Annotated in this window: 19 protein-coding genes and 1 tRNA gene; 10 read left to right on the top strand and 10 right to left on the bottom strand. The window is 53.2% G+C overall.

Annotation, left to right across the window (positions count from 1 at the left end; genetic code table 11):
* Positions 1 to 13 precede the first annotated feature (13 nt).
* On the top strand, positions 14 to 1,090 hold the full coding sequence (locus ACW9KT_RS14695) for an LptF/LptG family permease (RefSeq protein WP_457081679.1): 1,077 nt from the start codon (positions 14 to 16) through the stop codon (positions 1,088 to 1,090).
* A gap of 106 nt (positions 1,091 to 1,196) precedes the next feature.
* On the top strand, positions 1,197 to 2,102 hold the full coding sequence (locus ACW9KT_RS14700; RefSeq protein WP_457081681.1) for a DMT family transporter: 906 nt from the start codon (positions 1,197 to 1,199) through the stop codon (positions 2,100 to 2,102).
* Positions 2,103 to 2,109: 7 nt separating this feature from the next.
* Here ACW9KT_RS14700 and ispE read toward each other — a convergent pair whose 3' ends face one another.
* Positions 2,110 to 2,922: a 4-(cytidine 5'-diphospho)-2-C-methyl-D-erythritol kinase gene (gene ispE / locus ACW9KT_RS14705; protein ID WP_457081683.1), complete on the bottom strand. Its 813-nt coding sequence runs from the start codon at positions 2,920 to 2,922 to the stop codon at positions 2,110 to 2,112.
* Positions 2,923 to 3,103: 181 nt separating this feature from the next.
* On the opposite strand from ispE, the gene ACW9KT_RS14710 reads away from it, so the two are divergent.
* From ACW9KT_RS14710 to ACW9KT_RS14720, 3 genes are all read left to right on the top strand, one after another.
* Entirely contained in the window at positions 3,104 to 3,766 is a 663-nt protein-coding gene (locus ACW9KT_RS14710) for a sugar transferase (RefSeq protein WP_457081685.1), read from the top strand.
* Positions 3,763 to 4,464, top strand: coding sequence for an acetyltransferase (locus ACW9KT_RS14715; RefSeq protein ID WP_457081687.1), 702 nt, complete (start codon positions 3,763 to 3,765; stop codon positions 4,462 to 4,464). The genes ACW9KT_RS14710 and ACW9KT_RS14715 overlap by 4 nt, the downstream gene beginning before the upstream one ends.
* Positions 4,465 to 4,679: 215 nt before the next feature.
* Positions 4,680 to 5,831: a DegT/DnrJ/EryC1/StrS family aminotransferase gene (locus tag ACW9KT_RS14720; RefSeq protein ID WP_457081689.1), complete on the top strand. Its 1,152-nt coding sequence runs from the start codon at positions 4,680 to 4,682 to the stop codon at positions 5,829 to 5,831.
* Positions 5,832 to 5,873: 42 nt separating this feature from the next.
* On the opposite strand, the gene ACW9KT_RS14725 is transcribed toward ACW9KT_RS14720, so the two are convergent.
* The 6 genes from ACW9KT_RS14725 to atpD form a co-directional block, all read right to left on the bottom strand.
* Positions 5,874 to 6,107: a helix-turn-helix domain-containing protein gene (locus tag ACW9KT_RS14725; protein WP_457081691.1), complete on the bottom strand. Its 234-nt coding sequence runs from the start codon at positions 6,105 to 6,107 to the stop codon at positions 5,874 to 5,876.
* A complete protein-coding gene (locus ACW9KT_RS14730; protein WP_457081693.1) occupies positions 6,107 to 6,667 on the bottom strand; it encodes a DUF2975 domain-containing protein in 561 nt (186 codons plus the stop codon). The genes ACW9KT_RS14725 and ACW9KT_RS14730 overlap by 1 nt, the downstream gene beginning before the upstream one ends.
* A 407-nt stretch (positions 6,668 to 7,074) precedes the next feature.
* Positions 7,075 to 7,797 (bottom strand): DUF434 domain-containing protein, encoded by a 723-nt coding sequence (locus ACW9KT_RS14735; protein WP_457081695.1) that lies wholly within the window; start codon positions 7,795 to 7,797, stop codon positions 7,075 to 7,077.
* A 151-nt stretch (positions 7,798 to 7,948) separates the two neighbouring features.
* On the bottom strand, positions 7,949 to 9,133 hold the full coding sequence (locus ACW9KT_RS14740; RefSeq protein WP_457081697.1) for a trans-sulfuration enzyme family protein: 1,185 nt from the start codon (positions 9,131 to 9,133) through the stop codon (positions 7,949 to 7,951).
* Positions 9,134 to 9,231: 98 nt separating this feature from the next.
* The gene (gene atpC / locus ACW9KT_RS14745) at positions 9,232 to 9,477 is read right to left on the bottom strand and encodes an ATP synthase F1 subunit epsilon (RefSeq protein ID WP_457081699.1); all 246 of its coding nucleotides are present in this window, start codon (positions 9,475 to 9,477) and stop codon (positions 9,232 to 9,234) included.
* 106 nt (positions 9,478 to 9,583) lie between these two features.
* Complete coding sequence (gene atpD / locus ACW9KT_RS14750; RefSeq protein WP_457081701.1) at positions 9,584 to 11,089, bottom strand: F0F1 ATP synthase subunit beta; 1,506 nt, start codon at positions 11,087 to 11,089, stop codon at positions 9,584 to 9,586.
* 256 nt (positions 11,090 to 11,345) lie between these two features.
* Here atpD and ACW9KT_RS14755 point away from each other — a divergent pair.
* The 4 genes from ACW9KT_RS14755 (at position 11,346) to pth (ending at position 14,005) form a co-directional block, all read left to right on the top strand.
* A tRNA-Gln gene (locus ACW9KT_RS14755) sits at positions 11,346 to 11,418 on the top strand.
* A 195-nt stretch (positions 11,419 to 11,613) separates the two neighbouring features.
* Entirely contained in the window at positions 11,614 to 12,543 is a 930-nt protein-coding gene (locus tag ACW9KT_RS14760; protein ID WP_457081703.1) for a ribose-phosphate pyrophosphokinase, read from the top strand.
* A gap of 140 nt (positions 12,544 to 12,683) precedes the next feature.
* Positions 12,684 to 13,259 carry a 50S ribosomal protein L25/general stress protein Ctc gene (locus tag ACW9KT_RS14765; RefSeq protein ID WP_457081705.1) on the top strand — a complete coding sequence of 192 codons (576 nt, stop codon included), beginning with the start codon at positions 12,684 to 12,686 and terminating at the stop codon, positions 13,257 to 13,259.
* A gap of 182 nt (positions 13,260 to 13,441) precedes the next feature.
* Positions 13,442 to 14,005, top strand: a complete 564-nt coding sequence (pth, locus tag ACW9KT_RS14770; RefSeq protein WP_457081707.1) for an aminoacyl-tRNA hydrolase — start codon at positions 13,442 to 13,444, stop codon at positions 14,003 to 14,005.
* A 105-nt stretch (positions 14,006 to 14,110) separates the two neighbouring features.
* Here the strand turns inward: pth and metG are convergent, their stop codons facing one another.
* Entirely contained in the window at positions 14,111 to 16,153 is a 2,043-nt protein-coding gene (gene metG / locus ACW9KT_RS14775; protein WP_457081709.1) for a methionine--tRNA ligase, read from the bottom strand.
* A gap of 220 nt (positions 16,154 to 16,373) precedes the next feature.
* On the opposite strand from metG, the gene ACW9KT_RS14780 reads away from it, so the two are divergent.
* Positions 16,374 to 17,015 (top strand): hypothetical protein, encoded by a 642-nt coding sequence (locus ACW9KT_RS14780; protein ID WP_457081710.1) that lies wholly within the window; start codon positions 16,374 to 16,376, stop codon positions 17,013 to 17,015.
* Between the two features lie 74 nt (positions 17,016 to 17,089).
* Here ACW9KT_RS14780 and ACW9KT_RS14785 read toward each other — a convergent pair whose 3' ends face one another.
* Together ACW9KT_RS14785 and ACW9KT_RS14790 are read right to left on the bottom strand one after the other, a co-directional pair.
* Positions 17,090 to 17,455: a hypothetical protein gene (locus ACW9KT_RS14785; RefSeq protein ID WP_457081712.1), complete on the bottom strand. Its 366-nt coding sequence runs from the start codon at positions 17,453 to 17,455 to the stop codon at positions 17,090 to 17,092.
* Between the two features lie 72 nt (positions 17,456 to 17,527).
* Entirely contained in the window at positions 17,528 to 18,322 is a 795-nt protein-coding gene (locus tag ACW9KT_RS14790) for a DUF3050 domain-containing protein (protein ID WP_457081714.1), read from the bottom strand.
* Positions 18,323 to 18,330: the final 8 nt, after the last annotated feature.

Here is an 18,330-nt window from a genome sequence, read left to right on the forward strand (position 1 = left end):
GCTACATAACTGAATGAAGCTTCTCGATAAATACATCCTCCGAAAATTCCTCACCGCGTTTATGTTCACGGTGGTGATGTTGGTGGCTGTTATCTGCGTGATCGACTTCACGGAGAAAAATGACGATTTCATCAAGCATAATCTGTCGGCCAAGACGATTATCCTCGATTACTACGTCAATCTGTTCCCATATTTCGCTAATCTGCTTTCCCCCATTACGGTATTCATTGCCGTCGTTTTCGTGACGGCTCAACTGGCTTCGCGCACCGAGATTGTGGCGATTCTAGCCAGCGGCATTAGTTTTCCCCGCTTACTGGTGCCCTACGTGATGGGAGGCGTGATTATCGGCGCGGCTACGTTTGGGCTTATTGGCTGGGTAATTCCCATCACGAGTAAAACGCGGGTAGAGTTTGAGCGCAAGTACACCAAGCGGCAATTCCGCTTCGAGCAGCGCAACGTGCACATAAAAGTGGGGCCGCGCAGCTACGCCTACATGGAGAGCTACGACAACACGAATAATATCGGTTACCGCTTTGCCCTCGAAACCATTGAGGGCACCACGCTCAAGCGCCGCCTCACCGCCGACGCTATCACTTGGGACTCGACTAAGCGCGCCTGGCGCCTTTCGCCTCAGTTGGTTCGCACCTTCGATGGGCAGCGCGAAAGCTTAAAGTCTTACCCTACCCGCGACACCACGCTCAACCTGTATCCGAAGGACTTTGCCAGCACGTATCGCCTAGCCGAAACCCTCACGTTGCCGGAGCTAAACGCTTATATTCAGCAAAAGATAGACCGTGGCGCCAACGATACGCAGACGTATCTGAGCGAAAAATATGAGCGCTATGCCTACCCGTTTGCCATTCTCATTCTCACCGTTATTGGGGTAATTCTGAGTGCGGGCAAGTCGCGCAGCGGCGTGGGGGGCAAAATTGCGCTAGGCTTCGTGCTGGCGTTCATCTTCATCATCTTCGTGATTTTGAGCCGCAACCTGGCCGCGGTGGGCTCGTTGTCGCCGATGCTGGCGGCCTGGGTCCCCAGTATGGTGTTCACCGTCATAGGCCTGACCCTGTATCGCTTAGTGCCAAAGTAGAGCGACTAAGCGAAGTAGTGATTGAGGGGATTTGATACTCTGTAGGGCAATCAAACCTACTTAATCACTACCCACCTCGCTTAGTCACTAACTCACTGATTCCCTTATGCTCAAAGATTACTTACGCCTGCACTTTATAGTCCTATTGTGGGGCTTCACGGCTATTCTGGGCAAGCTCATTTCGGTGCCGCCGGTGGAGCTAGTGTTTTGGCGGACGCTATTAGCGTCGGTGGGGCTGGGGATGCTGCTATTGCTCAAACGGCAGAGTATGCGTGTGCCGTTGGGTCAGGCGGTGCGGCTGCTGAGCGTGGGAGCATTGGTGGCCGTGCACTGGATTACCTTCTTCCTAGCTGCCCGGCTGTCGTCGGTGAGCGTATGCCTGGCAGGCATGGCTACACTGGCCCTCTGGACTTCCTTGCTGGAGCCCTTGCTGCTGTGGCGGCGGGTGCGCGGCTACGAGGTATTTCTAGGGTTGCTGACGATGATTGGGCTCTACTTAGTGTCGCAAGCTGAATTTGACCAACTGCTGGGCCTTGGCGTGGCTGTGCTGTCGGCGGGATTATCTGCCTTGTTTAGCGTACTGAATGTGAAGCTTGTGAAGCAGCATTCGCCCATTCGTCTCACGTTTTATGAAATGATGGGTGCCTGCTTGTCTATTGTGCTTTTCTTTCCGGTTTACAGCTTGTATTTGACAGAAGGAGCTGGTTTACAGTTGGCGCTGGTTGCCTGGGATTGGCTGTGGCTGCTAGTATTGGCGGGCGTATGTACGGTTTATGCTTTTTCGGCTTCTATTGAACTGATGAAGCGCCTGTCGGCCTTCGTTATCAACCTGACTACCAACCTGGAACCCGTGTACGGCATCCTGCTGGCCGTGCTAATTTTCGGGTCGGAGGAAAAAATGTCGCTGGGCTTTTACCTTGGCACGCTTGTGATATTGTTCAGCGTGCTCATCCACCCCGTGCTCGACCAATGGAACCAGCGGCGGCAGCGGCGGCCCGTCACGGTCGTATAATCGGGTGTTATAATACGCCGTCCCACACTAGATAGTCAGCTGGCCTAGGCAGGCTAGGGGGCATTTCTTGGCCCGGAAACAGTCCGTACACTGCCGACCCCGACCCCGACAAACTGGCGTAGGCAGCCCCAGCAGCGTACAGCGCGGCCTTCAGCTCGCCCAGTACCGGGTAGTGCGGCGTGAGGGCATCTTCAAAATCATTACTGATGGTATCGCGCCACGTTTCTATAGGCTGAGCCAGACTAGCGCGCAGATCGTGGCGGGGCGTACGGGGCGTTACGCGAGAATAAGCCTCGCCCGTGCTAATATGCAGATTAGGATAGATAACCTTACAGGCCGTGCCCGTTAAGTTGAGGCTTATGGGAGAAAATACGTCGCCTTTTTCGTGGGCGAATATGGGTTTATTTTGAATAAAAAAGGCGCAGTCGCTGCCAAGGCGGCGGGCGTAATCCTCCAGAGTTTCGGGGGGCAATTTTAACTCAAACAGCTCATTCAGCGCCCGCAGGGCAAAGGCGGCATCGGCGGAGCCACCACCTAAACCGGCACCGATGGGTACCACTTTATGCAAATGCATCTGCACGGGGGGCAGATTGAAGTCGGCGCGTAGCAGCTCGTATGCCCGCCAGCATAAGTTGGTGCTGGGCTCGCCTGGAATCGGAATGCCCGTCAACGCCAGCGAAGAGGCAGCAGCGGGCAGCACCTCCAGCGCATCGCACCAGGGCAGCGGCACGAAAACTGATTCGAGGTTGCGGAAACCATCGGGACGCAGACCGGTGATATATAGGCCAAGATTCAACTTGGCATTGGGAAAAACGAGCATGAGCAGTAATGTAAGCGTTGGCAGGCGGGGAACTGGCCCCGGATTCTCTCTTGGTTTCAGTGCCTAGCTTGCGCAGGGAAGCCCAAACCTACCTTAAAACCCACTAAACGACCAACGCTCACTGCGAGAAGGCCCCATAAAACAATAAATTTGCCCCCAGCCATTCGCTACTCCCGCCACTATGTCGCACCCGCCGCCCACTAATTGGTACCAAGCTTGGGGCAAACGTCTGCTTGATGTGCTGCTGGCTGGGCCGCTGCTGCTTGCTACGCTGCCCCTGCTTCTGCTGGCTAGCAGTTTAGTAGTGCTGCAAAACAAAGGGCAAATACTCTTTCGGCAGCTGCGGCCGGGTTTGTACGGCGAGCTTTTTTGGTTGTATAAGCTGCAAACTATGACCAATGAGCGCGACGCCCATGGCCAACTCCTACCCGATGCGGCCCGGCTGCCGCGCCTCGGTCGCTGGCTCCGCACTACTTCTCTCGATGAGCTTCCTCAGCTCTGGAACGTGCTACGCGGCGACCTGAGCCTAGTAGGCCCGCGGCCTTTATTGCCGGAATATCTGCCGCTGTACTCGCCCGAGCAGGCCCGGCGCCACAGCGTGCGCCCCGGACTGACGGGCTGGGCCCAGGTAAACGGCCGCAACGCCATTAGCTGGGAGCAGAAGTTTACGTACGATGTCTGGTACGTCGAACGCGTATCTTGGCGCCTCGATCTACTTATTTTATTCCGCACAGCAGGGCGCGTGCTCGGGGCCCACGGCATTGCTGCACCCGGTCATGTTACCACGGAAGCCTTTCGGGGCTCCGCTCCTACTGCCACCACCGCCGACAACTCTGCCTCATGACCAAGCTTTTTTTCTCCGAATATGAAGAGGCTGACCAGTCCTCGCTCACCCGCCGCCTGGCCATTTTCGGGGCGGGCGGACTAGGACGGGAAGTACTGGTCCTGATTCACCAGATCAACGAATACGAGCTCACCTGGCAGGTAACTGGCTTTTACGACGATGTGCGTCCCGCCACCGATATGATTCATGGCGTACCTTACCTGGGCACTTCCGCTGATCTGAACGCGGTGGCGGAGCCTATGCATGTGGCGGTGGCCGTAGGGAACAGCCGGAGCCGGGCTAGCGTGGTTGGTCGGCTTACTTCCCCCCAGCTTTCTTTCCCCACGCTTATTCATCCGGCCGTAGCCCACGAGGCGTACCAGCAACTCCAACTCGGCGCCGGCTGCATTATCAGTCAGGGTTGCATTCTGACTACGGATATTGTGCTGGGCAACCACGTGCTTCTAAACCTGGGCTGCACCATTGGCCACGATGCTGTATTGGAGGATTTTTGCTCCCTGATGCCCCACGCCAACGTAGGTGGTGCGGCTCACTTGGAATCCAGCGTATACCTGGGCACCAATGCCACTGTTATCGACCGGGTGCGAGTAGGCGCCAATACCATTGTGGGCGCGGGCGCAGTAGCCGTCCGCGATTTGCCCCCCAACTGTACGGCTGTAGGCGTTCCGGCAACTAGCATCAAAATTCACTTGGCTTAACTGATTTATACAAGCTATTGTTATCTAAGAGTCAGCTTTTTGACTGTCGGCGGTTACATAAAAGCTCGCCTTTAGCTTCAGCACCCTGTAAATTATTGCTTTCACTCAGCGTGAGTGGCATTATATAAGCTAGCGAAATAGCGCTAAGCCGTCAGCAGCAATCCAGCCGGACTTTCTGGTTATAAAGGGCGCTTGGCATACTACTTTACTACCTTATGCGCAGCCAGGATCACGACCGTATTTTTCTTTCCCCACCCCACCTTGGTCGTCACGAGCTCAACTATGTGCATAAGGCCATTGAAGACAACTGGGTGGCTCCAACAGGACCTAACATCACTGGCTTTGAGGCCGATATATGTCAGCACACGGGCGCCGCACACTGCGTAGCGCTCAACTCGGGCACGGCGGCTATTCATTTAGGCCTAATTCTATTAGGCGTAGGCTCCGGCGATGAAGTGCTTTGCCCGTCCTTCACCTTTGTGGCTACCGCCAACCCAATTGTGTACTTGGATGCCACTCCCGTTTTTGTGGATAGTGAGCCGCAGACCTGGAATATGTGCCCGGTTCGTCTGCGCGAAGCTATTGAGGATAGAATCAGACGCGGAAAAAAGCCCCCTAAAGCCCTGCTGCTAGTCCATTTGTACGGCATGCCCGCCCAGTTGCGCGAGCTATTAGCTATAGCCAACGAATACAGAATTCCGGTACTCGAAGACGCCGCCGAGGCCCTCGGCTCCTGCTACGACAAGCAAGCACTCGGCACATTTGGCGCGGTTGGTGTTTTTTCATTCAATGGCAATAAGATCCTGACGACCAGCGGGGGGGGCGCCTTGGTCACTAATGGCGCCGAATTAGCTCAGCAAGCCCGCTTCTTAGCTACGCAGGCTAAAGACTCAGCGCCTCACTACCAGCATTCCGTTACCGGCTACAACTACCGTCTGAGTAACATTCTGGCTGGCATCGGCCGGGGTCAGATGGAGCTGCTGGACGACCGCGTGAAAAAGCGCCGCGAAATTTACGCCTGGTACCAGCGCCAACTCGCCGACCTTCCGGCTCTGCAATTTGCCCCCCAAGAACCGGTCGGCAGCCGCTCTAACCGCTGGCTCACCACTATCCTCCTCGACCCCGCCCACACCAGCGCCACGCCCGAGCAGGTCCGTCTTCACCTCGAAACGCGCAACATAGAAGCCCGCCCCCTGTGGAAGCCCCTGCACCTGCAACCTCTTTTCCAAAATGCCCCCCAGTACGGCGGCAGCGTTTGCGCTGACCTATTTGCGCGTGGCCTCTGCCTGCCTTCCGGCTCTGCCATGATGGATGAGGATTTGCGGCGCGTAGCTGGGGCAGTGCGGGAGGTTGTCGGTAGCGTTTAGCCTTTGCTTAGGATTGACGTCTTCGCCATGCGAAAGAATGCTTTAATCCTCGTCACCACGCTCAATGTCTTCATCTGGCACGTACTCCAACAGGTCGCCTGGCTGACATGCCAGTGCTTGGCATAAAGCTGCGAGCGTGGAAAAGCGGATAGCCTTGCCTTTGCCGCTTTTAAGAATGCTTAGGTTAGCCAAGGTAATACCCACCCGCTCGCTCAGCTCTGTCAAGCTCATTTTTCGGCGCGCCAGCACTACGTCAAGTTGGACAATGACCGGCATTAAATTGTCAGGTTAGTTTCGTCCTGTAGCTCTTGGCCCCGCCGCAGTAATTGGGCGCAAATTAGCAACACGGAGCCTAGAATGAGATCCAGATAGCTTGTCCGCGGAGTTTGAAGGATAAACAGGTGCTGAATGCGACTCTCGAACACGAGTTTTATTCCCATGTCGCAAACCGATCTTACGAAGTGCATCGCTATTGTTAGCCCACCAATTATCATGATGGCGCGGCTCAGACGGCTCGAAAATTCATGACCTGACCGCAGACCCCGCACTACTCGGAATAGGTAAATCCCAATGATAAACCCAAAAAGCACATCCACTAGCGTCATTTCACTAAGCCGGTACAACAACAGGTGGTCCCAAAACGAAGTGGTCCGATATAGCAATCTCCCTTGCGTACCGGTAAAGTACGCCCCCACCGGCGAGTCGATATAGGTGGACAAGTGCGGCCGAGAGGTGGCGATTTTGTGAGCCTGCACATTCAGCACCACAAAATGCTCGCCCCTCCAAAAACCGCGACTGGCTCCCCATAGAAAAATCAGCAGCGGCGTCGTACTCAAATACAATAGTATAAACGCTCTTGAGCGAATGGATGTGAGCGTTGAAGAAAACGGCATAGAGCAAGGAGCCTGCTAGTGAGGGGGCCTACCAAGCTACAATTATTATTGATAAACAACAATTGTTTTTTGTTTATCAATAAGAAACAGTTAACAGGTCATTAGTAATAAGGTGTTTAAGTACCACCAGTAAGTTCTCGTTATTAAGCTAAGATTGCTAACTGAACTGCCCGAGGGTCTGTTGAGCATTATAGGCTGGTACAACCGCCTCAGGTAGATTCCATTAAATACAGCTTCGCCTTCCTGGGCTTTAAACTCAACACGTATACCTTGCTTTGCCCGCGCCGACACAGCCACCTTAAAGCTAGCTACTTGCAAGGGCTAAATACTCTCTTAGTCAGTTTGCGGCGTTAGCAATTCTCCCCTAATTCAAGCAACCAATAAGCCGGCTCTCGTCTCAAAGCCAGGGCGGCGAGGTTCAGCCAAGAGTTTGCGCGGTTGAGTACGACTGAGTCGGAAGTAACGACCACGTCGGTGGTTTCAGTCAGCACCCGGTCGGGGTTTAGCACAACTTCCGCTGTCCAGGGTAGCCCGAGTTCCGATCCAAGCTCACGCAAGCGGGCAGCGAGCCGTCCACTATTTGATACGGGCTGATCGAGCAACCACCGCACTGGCCCGGGGGCGAGCACGTCCAGCGCGGCAGCCGCCAAACGAATAGCCCTATCGGTTTCCTGCACTGTCCTGTAGGTACCGTGGATGCTGGATAGGTCGCGTAGCGCCCCATCGCGGCCCCGCAGCACCATGCCCCCGCTCAGAGCGGTTTCTAGGATAATAATCAGGTTGAACCCGTCAATAGAGACAGGCCTGCCGCCAAGGCTTCCAGTCAGAAGTGTAGTGGCTCGTCGGCTGTGTTGCTCGTCGGTGCAAGCAGCGCGGCCCACGGCTCCACGCTGCCGCTCGGTCAGGGCGTAGCGGTCGCCCACCAGCTTCAATGACCCTGTTGGCGGGTAACCGCGCGTCAGCAGCCAAGAGAGTTCCACTACAGCACGGCGCAGCACTGGCACCCATTGGGGGGCAAATAGCTGCTTATCGCTTGGGTGAGGGCCACGATGGCGCGTATCGGTAGGGCGCATAGGCAAATGCGAGGGGTGAATAGTGGTGACTACGGGCCTTTTACGCAGCTTCCTGCCATGCTGACACAGTAGGCAAAAACCCTTAATTCCTATGTTAGCATCCTACCGAACCTAGAAGCACTGGGGGGCTTTTATGCCTCGTACTCGACTTTTAACTCACTTCCAAAGCCTGTGCTAAGTCGGCCAGCAACTCCTCCTTTAGCTCAATTCCCACCGATAGCCGCACCAATCCTACACTAATACCTAGCCGCTGCTGCTGCTCGGGCGTAAGGGCGCGGTGTGAGGTGCTAAGCGGGTGCGAGAGCGACGAATCGACGCCCGCCAAGGAAGGCGCAAATGGAAACAGCCGAGTCCGGCGCATAAACTTATTCACCAGAGCCTCATCATCGGGCAGCCGGAATGAAAGCATACCGCCAAAATGGGTGCTGCTCTGTTTTGTGGCCAGTAGATGCTCAGGGTGGGTAGCCAAACCAGGATAATAGACGGCTTCCACGGCAGGGTGACTATCTAACAACTGAGCCACTGCCAGCGCGTTCTTGCTGTGCTCTTGGACTCGTAAACGCAGAGTTTTGAGCCCGCGTACTGCCAGCCAGCTCTCCATGGGGCTAAGCGTCAGACCAAACGTCATGCTTATCTGCTGAAGCCGAGCGGCGGTATCGGGAGTAGCTGCTATCACTACGCCTGCCGTCACATCGGAGTGGCCCGACAGATATTTAGTAACACTATGCAAGACGATGTCCACCCCATAGTCGAAAGGCTTGGTAAGTATGGGAGTGGCAAATGTGTTATCGATTACCAGTTTGACGTCGAACTGGTGACACTCTTCGGTCAAAGCGCGCAAATCAACAACCCGGAGCAGCGGATTGCTCATCGTTTCGGCCAACAACAACCGGGTGCGAGGCTGTATATAGGGCTTCAAATCATAAAGCTCCTCAAAAGGCACGTAACTCACCGAAATGCCCAGACGGCTTAGCTCCTGATTCAGTAGAGCTGCTGAGCCCCCGTATATGTCGGCCGCGCACAATACATGGTCGCCTGCTTCGCAGTACGCTAAAATTGCCGCCAGAATGGCTGCCATCCCCGAGCCAGTTGCAATTGCCCCCTGCCCCCCTTCCAACCGATTTACTGCCTTGGCCAACTCATCCGAATTAGGGTTGCCATTACGTGAATACATGTAGCGACTCCCAGGCTCATCAAAATACTGAGCCACCCCATTCAGGTCCTCAAACTTGAAAACAGAGGTTTGATAAATGGGAGTGATTTTGGGATGAATATCCATAGATGGCAGATTTTGCGGAGTTGAGTTGAGGTCGCTGAGTTGGGGGGCAAAATTCATCTCTTGCCTAGTTGATGAGTGGTGGTTGGTGCGCTTTCGAGCCAATAAAAAAGCCTTTCCCGGCAAAGGAAAGGCTTTTTATTACAAGCAATACTAGCTTAGGCAACTACGCCCTCCGCCAGCACAATAACGTTGTTGCGGAGCACTTCAACCACACCGCCCTCAATCCGAAAGGATTCGCGGCCGGCTGCGCCATTTACATTAATGCTGCCCGCCTGCAACGCGCTGATAAGTGGCGCGTGGTTATTGAGCACTTCAAAAAGCCCATCCGCCCCTGGAAATTGAGCCGAAGTGACTTCACCCGCAAATATTTTCCGGTCCGGCGTGATGATTTCTAAATGCATATTAGGTGAATTGTTGAATAACTGAATGATTAACTGGCTGCTAGTTTAAGCAATACACTTCAACAGCACCCTAATGAATCATTCAGTCACTCAGCTATTTTAACAATTACTTCGCTTCGGCAATCAGACGCTCACCTTTTACAACGGCATCCTCAATGGTACCAACAAGGTTAAAGGCCGCCTCAGGCAGGTGGTCATACTTGCCGTCGATGATTTCGTTGAAGCCGCGGATGGTGTCTTTGATATCAACCAACACACCTTTCAGGCCGGTGAACTGCTCAGCTACGAAGAAAGGCTGCGATAGGAAACGCTGCACGCGACGGGCGCGGTTAACAACCTGCTTATCCTCTTCGGACAGTTCGTCCATACCGAGGATAGCGATGATGTCTTGTAATTCTTTGTAGCGCTGCAGAATCTCTTTTACACGCTGAGCAGTGTTGTAATGCTCAGCACCAAGTACCTCTACCGACAGAATGCGCGAGGTAGAGTCAAGTGGGTCCACAGCAGGATAAATACCAAGCTCAGCAATTTTACGCGACAATACTGTTGTAGCGTCCAAGTGAGCGAAGGTGTTAGCCGGTGCCGGGTCAGTCAAGTCATCGGCAGGCACATATACGGCCTGTACTGAGGTGATAGAACCACGCTTAGTGGACGTAATTCGCTCCTGCATGGCACCCATTTCGGTGGCCAGCGTCGGCTGGTAACCTACGGCCGAAGGCATACGACCCAAGAGAGCCGATACTTCAGAACCCGCTTGAGTGAAGCGGAAGATATTATCAATAAAGAACAGGATGTCGCGGCCCGAACCGGTGCCATCACCATCGCGGAAGCTTTCAGCAATAGTAAGACCCGACAGAGCTACACGAGCACGGGCTCCGGGTGGCTCGTTCATCTGACCGAACACGAGTGTAGCTTGGGACTTAGCTAGTTCTACTTCGTCTACTTTGGTCAGGTCCCAACCACCTTCTTCCATGGAGTGCTTGAACTCGGAGCCATAACGGATGATGTCCGACTCAATGAATTCGCGCAGCAAGTCATTTCCCTCACGGGTACGCTCACCTACACCAGCAAACACCGACAGACCCGAATAAGCCTTAGCAATGTTGTTGATCAGCTCCTGAATCAGTACGGTTTTACCTACACCAGCACCACCGAACAAACCAATTTTGCCACCCTTTACATAGGGAGCTAATAGGTCAATTACCTTGATACCCGTAAAGAATACTTCCGAAGTCGTGGCTAGATCCTCAAATGGAGGCGCCGAGCGGTGAATCGACATCGGGCCGTTGCTGTCAGGCTGACGGATGCCGTCAATGGCCTGGCCGATGACGTTGAACAACCGGCCTTTTACGCCTTCGCCCGTAGGCATCGAGATGGGCGAGCCCATGTCGCGGACGATAGCACCGCGAGACAAACCCTCGGTCGAGTCCATGGCGATGGTGCGCACCCGGTCTTCGCCTAAGTGCTGCTGGCATTCGAGAATGATGACTTGCCCGTTTTCTTTTGTGACTTCGAGCGCGTCAAGAATGTTGGGAAGGCGCGTGTCATCACCAGCAAAGCTTACGTCCACTACGGGACCAATTACTTGGGTGATCTTGCCGTTATTCGCCATTGGAGGTCTTTATATAGATGGGTGGCAACGTTTTCAGGCCGCAAAACTACGGCTTAATCCCGGCTTTGCCAAAGCTCCAGCCCGCGGAAAGTTTCTGCGGCCCGGAAGCATTGTAAATCAGGCACTCAGGTGCCTTTAAACACAGTGTTTGCCCCCGAGCTTCAGAAAAAGTTTAAAAAAATATTCGCCAAGAATTTGCCTCGAATTATTCACCTCGTACATTTGCACACCCAAACGGTACTCCTGCTGGGAATTTTGTCCGATGGTGTAACTGGCAACACGCTTGATTTTGATTCAAGAAAGTCCAGGTTCGAGCCCTGGTCGGACAACGACTAAAGTAACGCGAAAGGCGCTGATTCTTCTTCTGAAGAGTCGGCGCCTTTCGCTTTTTTCGTTTATTCTCGGTACCTGTTTCTCACTGGCTTTAGCTGTTTTACCTTTCTACTTTCGTGCGGTTAGCTCGGCCGTACGACGTTTCATGTGCACCTTTGTACTCTCTGTTGACTTACAATTGAATTGAACTCATGCCCCAGCAGGTTAAAATTTTCGCAGGCAATGCCTCGCACGAACTCGGTGAGAAAATTGCCGCCGCCTACGGCACTCAGCTCGGCGACCTGAGCATTCAGCGCTTCGCTGACACGGAGTTGGGGCCAAGCTTCAACGAAAGCGTTAGAGGCTGCGCCGTATTCTTGATTCAAAGCACCTTTCCGCCTGCTGAGAACCTGATGGAACTCATGTTAATGGTGGACGCGGCCAAGCGCGCCTCAGCTGCTTCAGTTACCATCGTGATGCCCTACTATGGCTATGCCCGCCAAGACCGCAAAGACAAGCCGCGGGTGAGCATCGGAGCCAAAGTGGTGGCTGACTTCATCCAAAGTGTAGGCACTGACCGCCTGATGACCTGCGACCTGCACGCAGGCCAGATTCAGGGCTTTTTTGACATCCCCGTTGACCACCTCGATGGTTCGGCCATGTTTGTGCCCTATATTAAATCGCTGAACCTCGAGAACCTCATTTTTGCCTCCCCCGATGTGGGTGGAGTGGTGCGTACCCGCGCTTTTGCCAAGCGTTTCGGGGCCGAAATTGTGGTATGTGACAAAACGCGCCTACGAGCCAATGAGATTGCCTCCATGCAGGTAATTGGCGACGTCACCGGCCACGACGTGGTATTGGTTGATGACATCGTGGATACTGCAGGCACCATCTGTAAAGCGGCTGAACTGCTGCTGGAGCGCGGTGCGCGTTCGGTGCGCGCCGTCATTACGCACCCCGTGTTGAGTGGCCCCGCACACGACCGCATCCGCAACTCAGTGCTAAAAGAGCTTGTGGTATCGGATACTATACCGCTTCGCCAAGAGAATCCGAAGATTCGGGTTATTTCCTTGTCCGATTTGTTTGCACACGCTATTCGCAACGTCGTGACGCATGAGTCGATCAGCTCGTTGTTTACCTAAACTAGTTGCTTTCCCTATTTGCTGAGGGTGGCCAAGCCTATATAGGAAGTCTATTTTTAGTTAATCGACTTAAACCTTATCTTTGCGGCCCCATTAACTGATGGGAACAAAAAAAATACTTTTTCCAAAAACACTCTTTTATGAAAAGCTTAGAGATTGTAGGGTTTAAAAGAGCGAATCTCGGCAAGAAAGAGGCAAAGCAGCTGCGTCTTGATTCCTATGTTCCGTGCGTAATGTACGGTGCAGGGGAGCAGGTACACTTCTCGGCTCCTGCCATTCTCTTCCGCGAATTGCTGTACACGCCCGAAGTACACGTCGTTGATTTGAACGTAGAAGGCACGATTTACCGTGCTATCGTGCAGGACGCCCAGTTCCACCCCGTGAACGAAATGCTGCTGCACGTTGACTTCCTGCAACTACAGGATGGCAAAGAAGTAAAGATGGACATCCCCGTAAAGTATGTAGGCACTTCGCCTGGCGTACAGCAAGGTGGTAAGCTGGTGTCGAAGCTGCGTAAGTTGAAGGTGAAGGCTCTGCCCGAAAACCTGCCCGACTACGTGGAAGTAAACATCTCTGACCTGGACCTAGGCAAGTCGATCAAGGTAAGCAAAGTGGAGCCTACCAACTACACTATTCTTACTAACCCCCTAGCTCCTATTGCTACCGTAACTATCCCACGTGCACTGAAAGGTGCTATGGCTGGCGGCGACAAGTAATAGCACGAATAGAGGCAGCTTTGCCGAGTTATCAGGTTCCGCTGCTCATTCAATCTGCTTCAAAAAAGCCCCCCAGAAAGTTTCTGGGGGGCTTTTTTACACACATTCAGCGCGCGAGAAGGAGTAGCTCAATCAAAAACGAATTCGTGTAATTCAACAGATTCGTTTCAACCCGTGATTCAATGAAATTCTTGATTTTAGGCCTCGGCAATATTGGTCCGGAATACGCCGACACGCGTCATAACATTGGGTTTATGGTGGTCGATTATCTGGCGCAAAAACACGATGCGCGGTTTGAAATAAATCGACATGCATTTGTGACGGAAATCAAGCATAAAGGCAAAACCTTCGTGCTAGTGAAGCCTACGACGTACATGAATTTAAGTGGCAAAGCGGCGGCCCATTATTTGACTAGCCTGAAGCTCGAAAAAGAGCAAATGCTGGTCGTAACGGACGATTTGGCTCTGCCTTATGGCAAGTTGCGCCTAAAAGGGAAAGGATCGGCCGGAGGGCACAATGGCTTGAAATCCATTCAGGAAACGCTGGGTACCGATGAATACGCCCGCCTGCGCTTTGGCGTCGACGCCAATTTTCCAAAGGGCCGGCAGGTAGATTATGTGCTCAATCCATTTTCGACCGACGAGCAAATCGACTTGCCATTACGCATCGAGAAAGCCGCCGAGGCTGTGCTGGCGTTTGGCACCTTAGGCATTGAGCGCGCTATGAATGTGGTGAACGTAAAGTAAGGGTCGAAACCAGCGCGTAGTATTACTAATTACTACAGCCTTCACTGAATAGAAAAAGCCAGGACTAACGTTAGTCCTGGCTTTTTCTATTCAGTGAAGGCTGTTTTACATTACGCCGCTACCGGGCCGTACATGCTGACCAGGCTGCATAAGGGCCAATGAGCCATCGGCATTTTCGGCCAGCAATAGCATACCTTGGCTTTGGATACCTTTTATTTCTCTGGGGGCCAAATTCAACAGCACCAGTACTTGCTGCCCTACTAATGCTTCTGGAATAAACGATTCGGCAATACCGCTTACTATAGTGCGCTGGTCTAGGCCGGTATCTACGGTTAACTTCAGGAGCTTTTTGGTCTTGGCAACTTTCTCGGCAGCCGTGATGGTGCCCACGCGCAAATCCATGCGGCTGAATTCTTCAAACGACACATTTTCCTTTGCGGGCGCAGTGGTGGCGTTGGCTAGCTCGTTGGCTTTTTTAGTGTCAAGTAATTTCTGCACTTGCGCTTCTACAGTTGCGTCCTCGATTTTCTCGAACAGCAGAAAAGCTTCGTTTAGTTGATGCCCTATGGGTAAAGCATCGGCGTTGCCAGCAGCTATCCAAAGGGCTATTTCGGTGTTCAACATACCAGCTAAACGCAGTGCGGTATTGGGCAGAAACGGCTCCATCAATGTAGTTAGGCTAGCCGTTATTTGCAGCGCAATATTGAGGATGGTGGCTACCCGCACTTCATCAGTTTTGATGAGTTTCCAAGGCTCGGTATCGGCCAGGTATTTATTGCCCAACCGCGCCAAATTCATCAGCTCGTTCAGGGCGTCGCGGAAGCGGTAGTTGTCGATAAGCTGCCCAATTCGGGCCGGAAAATCAGCTAACTGCTGAAGAACTTCACGATCAAATTCTGTCAGCTCATTTCGCGCCGGAATTTGCCCCCCAAAGTACTTATGAGTCAGTACAACGGCGCGGTTTACGAAGTTGCCGAGCGTGGCTAACAGCTCATTATTATTGCGAGCCTGAAAATCCTTCCAGGTAAAATCGTTGTCTTTATTTTCGGGCGCATTAGCGCACAAAACGTAACGTAATACATCGGCGCGACCGGGGAAATCATGCAAATACTCATGCAGCCACACGGCCCAATTGCGCGAGGTAGAAATCTTATCGCCTTCCAGATTTAAAAACTCATTGGCAGGCACGTTATCGGGCAGAATATAGTCGCCGTGCGCCTTGAGCATGGCCGGAAATATGATGCAGTGAAACACGATATTATCCTTACCGATAAAGTGCACCAGCTTCGAGCCGCTATCTTTCCAGTAAGTTTCCCAGGTGTCGGGCAGGAGGTCTTTGGTGGCCGAAATATAACCGATGGGGGCGTCAAACCATACGTACAGCACCTTGCCTTCTGCGCCTTCTACGGGAACGGGCACGCCCCAATCTAGGTCGCGGGTAACGGCACGCGGGTGCAGGCCTTGGTCAATCCAAGATTTACACTGTCCGTATACGTTTGATTTCCAGTCGTTTTTGTGGCCTTCTACGATCCACTCGCGCAGCCAGGGCTCGTACTGATCGAGGGGCAAGTACCAGTGCTTGGTTTCGCGCAGCACGGGATTATTGCCGCTGAGCATGCTGCGTGGATTAATTAACTCCGTAGGGCTGAGGGAGGTACCGCACCGCTCGCACTGGTCACCGTAGGCATTTTCGTTGCCGCAATTCGGGCACGTACCCACGATGTAGCGGTCGGCCAAAAATTGGTCGGCTTGCTCATCATAATACTGCTGAGAAGTTTGCTCAATGAACTTGCCTTCCTCGTACAGTTTACGAAAAAAACCGCTTGATACTTCGCGGTGAGTAGCCGACGATGTGCGGGAATAAATATCGAAGGAAACGCCAAAATCCAGGAAAGAATCGCGGATGAGCGCGTGGTATTTATCCACTACTTGCTGGGGGGTAACGCCCTCTTTTTGCGCTCGGATAGTAATAGGCACGCCGTGCTCATCGGAGCCGCAAATAAACTTTACATCGCGGCCCGCGCTGCGCAGGTAGCGCACATAAATATCGGCTGGCAAATACACGCCTGCCAAATGACCAATGTGTACGGGACCATTGGCGTAAGGCAAGGCAGCAGTTACTGTATAGCGTTGAAATTCAGAGGACATAGGAGGAAGAAAACCAGAAAGTAGCGGCAAAAAGGGCAGAGCGTGAAAGCAGACTCAAGCAAAAATTTATGCGCAAAGGAAGGTTTAAAAACAGGGATTCAGTTGAGTAATGAAATAATAACTCGACAGCACTGATTAATACGGCTATATTTGGATAAATAGGCAGCAGAGTTTCACGATAATTAACAGTAGTTAACTCCAACCCTTTCCTTCTTACCTTATGAAAAAATCCGAACAGGAGAAATCCGAAAAAAAGCCGAAAAAAGAGCAGATTTCGAAAACGGAACGCAAAGCGAAGAAAGAAATGGTCCAAGCTACCACCTCGCTCAACGATGACCGCGATGATAAAAAGGCTTCTCAGAAAAAGTCGCTCAAAATAGCAGCTAAACGGCTTCAAAAAGAGCTTGATACGCGAGTTAACGAAGTGGTAAAACGCATTCGCAAAGAAACGAAAGCTAAGCTGAAGGAAGTAGTTCAGGAAGCTACCCGCCGTTTAGATCATGATACGGAGCGCATGTTTGAAGAGGCGCTACACACTATAGTACGGCACTACGACTCGGCTGATACAACCAGCACAGCGTCAGCAGCCACGCAGAATTCATCTACTGAGTCAGCCTCTACTGCTAAGCGGGTCCGTAAGCCAGCTCCCAAATCAGCCGTAACGCTGAATAAGGATGGCAGCCAGCGCAAAAGCCGCGTTACACCTTCCAGCCCCGTTCGCGCTACTTCCTCAAATGGCAAAGCCGCTGCCAAACCGAGCGCCACCACTGCTCGCAAGCGCCCCTCAGTAGCCACAACTTCTAACGGCAAAGCCACCCCAGCCGATACGTCGGCCGCTACCGAAGCGACTGATAACCAATAAGCAGTTTCGCAAAAGCCCCCCAGCCGCTCTATTGTGCCGCTGGGGGGCTTTTTGTTGCCTTACATTGCTGTTTGCTAAAAGCCTGGGCGGCGAATTGTATCGCCGGGAGCACCACGTAGGCGGCGCAGTCGCGTTTCGGGAGTGCTGGTGTTGGGGTCGTTGGTGTTCACATTCTCGATGCGCTGTCGGGCATTGGTTCCGGCCGCCTGCTCACCCAGGCCCACGCGGCCGGGCGTAGCATCGGGTACGGCGCCGCTGTAGCCGCTGCCACTGTTATAGGCAGCTTGCCGGTCGGCGTCGGTGCGAATCTGGGTGGGCAGTGGGGCACGGTCTACCTCGGCGGCTCTTTCTTGGGTAGTAGTGCAGGACGCGGCCGTCAGAAGCACCAGGCTACCAAGCCACAAGAAGCGAATTGGCGAGCCTAAACGATACGTGAACATAAGCTTTGGGATGGAATGCAGGTTCGGGGCGAGCCTACCCTAGTAGAACGTAGCACGCCGCTACAAGTTGAGTTACCGAGTAGCTGCCGCTGTGGCGGCCAGGGCCTGCCGGATTCCATCCCAAAGCCTCATGCGGGCCGTCATGCACTGTACGGCTACGTCACTGCATTCCTGCCAGCGACGGCTATTGTCTTGGCATAATTCGCTTACCATTTGTTGAGCCAATGGAGTGTGTACTTCCTCATCGAGCTGAATGTGGCGGTCGAAGTAATAGGTAAGGGTATCGAACTTGCCTGGAAAGCGTTGGCGCAAGTCGCTGACCAAATGGCGGAACATGGCCGGAATCACATCTTCGCGTCCAAAAGTGAAGGCAGCAGCAATGGCATATGTTTTCTTCGAGTCGATAATCTCGAACGTAGTGAGCACAAACTGACGAACGGACGCCGGCGCATTAGCAATGGCAAGCGCCGACGCGACGGTTTCGCCAGCATCTAGCGCAACCAAGAGGCGGGTTATGGGCTGGGTATCGGCCCCACACTCTGCCATGGCCCGCAAATACATTTCAAAATGGCTAGCCGGCTGGCCTTCCTGGTCTACGTCGCTTTCTTCCTCCAGCACAATCTCGTTAATAAGACGGCGCGTGACGGGATTTCCTTCTGGCACCCACGGCACCTTCACGCACGTCAGATCGCGCTGCAAGGCTTTGAGCAAAGACATAAAATCCCAGACGGCAAACACGTGGTGCTCCATAAATAGGCGCACATCTTCCAGCGAATGTAAGCTCTGGTATACATTGTGGGCCACAAGCTGCTCGCGCGCCGAGGCTAGCTCTTGCTGCAGATCAGATATAGAATTGATTGATGGCATGGGGAAAA

The organism is Hymenobacter sp. HD11105 (assembly GCF_054051685.1).

What these genes read in the sequence shown, in the direction of transcription:
- ACW9KT_RS14695 (WP_457081679.1), top strand. Translation starts at nt 14, where the DNA reads ATGAAGCTTCTCGATAAATACATCCTCCGAAAATTCCTCACCGCGTTT.
- ACW9KT_RS14700 (WP_457081681.1), top strand. Translation starts at nt 1,197, where the DNA reads ATGCTCAAAGATTACTTACGCCTGCACTTTATAGTCCTATTGTGGGGC.
- ispE (WP_457081683.1), bottom strand. Translation starts at nt 2,922, where the DNA reads ATGCTCGTTTTTCCCAATGCCAAGTTGAATCTTGGCCTATATATCACC.
- ACW9KT_RS14710 (WP_457081685.1), top strand. Translation starts at nt 3,104, where the DNA reads ATGTCGCACCCGCCGCCCACTAATTGGTACCAAGCTTGGGGCAAACGT.
- ACW9KT_RS14715 (WP_457081687.1), top strand. Translation starts at nt 3,763, where the DNA reads ATGACCAAGCTTTTTTTCTCCGAATATGAAGAGGCTGACCAGTCCTCG.
- ACW9KT_RS14720 (WP_457081689.1), top strand. Translation starts at nt 4,680, where the DNA reads ATGCGCAGCCAGGATCACGACCGTATTTTTCTTTCCCCACCCCACCTT.
- ACW9KT_RS14725 (WP_457081691.1), bottom strand. Translation starts at nt 6,107, where the DNA reads ATGCCGGTCATTGTCCAACTTGACGTAGTGCTGGCGCGCCGAAAAATG.
- ACW9KT_RS14735 (WP_457081695.1), bottom strand. Translation starts at nt 7,797, where the DNA reads ATGCGCCCTACCGATACGCGCCATCGTGGCCCTCACCCAAGCGATAAG.
- ACW9KT_RS14740 (WP_457081697.1), bottom strand. Translation starts at nt 9,133, where the DNA reads ATGAATTTTGCCCCCCAACTCAGCGACCTCAACTCAACTCCGCAAAAT.
- atpC (WP_457081699.1), bottom strand. Translation starts at nt 9,477, where the DNA reads ATGCATTTAGAAATCATCACGCCGGACCGGAAAATATTTGCGGGTGAA.
- atpD (WP_457081701.1), bottom strand. Translation starts at nt 11,089, where the DNA reads ATGGCGAATAACGGCAAGATCACCCAAGTAATTGGTCCCGTAGTGGAC.
- ACW9KT_RS14760 (WP_457081703.1), top strand. Translation starts at nt 11,614, where the DNA reads ATGCCCCAGCAGGTTAAAATTTTCGCAGGCAATGCCTCGCACGAACTC.
- ACW9KT_RS14765 (WP_457081705.1), top strand. Translation starts at nt 12,684, where the DNA reads ATGAAAAGCTTAGAGATTGTAGGGTTTAAAAGAGCGAATCTCGGCAAG.
- pth (WP_457081707.1), top strand. Translation starts at nt 13,442, where the DNA reads ATGAAATTCTTGATTTTAGGCCTCGGCAATATTGGTCCGGAATACGCC.
- metG (WP_457081709.1), bottom strand. Translation starts at nt 16,153, where the DNA reads ATGTCCTCTGAATTTCAACGCTATACAGTAACTGCTGCCTTGCCTTAC.
- ACW9KT_RS14780 (WP_457081710.1), top strand. Translation starts at nt 16,374, where the DNA reads ATGAAAAAATCCGAACAGGAGAAATCCGAAAAAAAGCCGAAAAAAGAG.
- ACW9KT_RS14785 (WP_457081712.1), bottom strand. Translation starts at nt 17,455, where the DNA reads ATGTTCACGTATCGTTTAGGCTCGCCAATTCGCTTCTTGTGGCTTGGT.
- ACW9KT_RS14790 (WP_457081714.1), bottom strand. Translation starts at nt 18,322, where the DNA reads ATGCCATCAATCAATTCTATATCTGATCTGCAGCAAGAGCTAGCCTCG.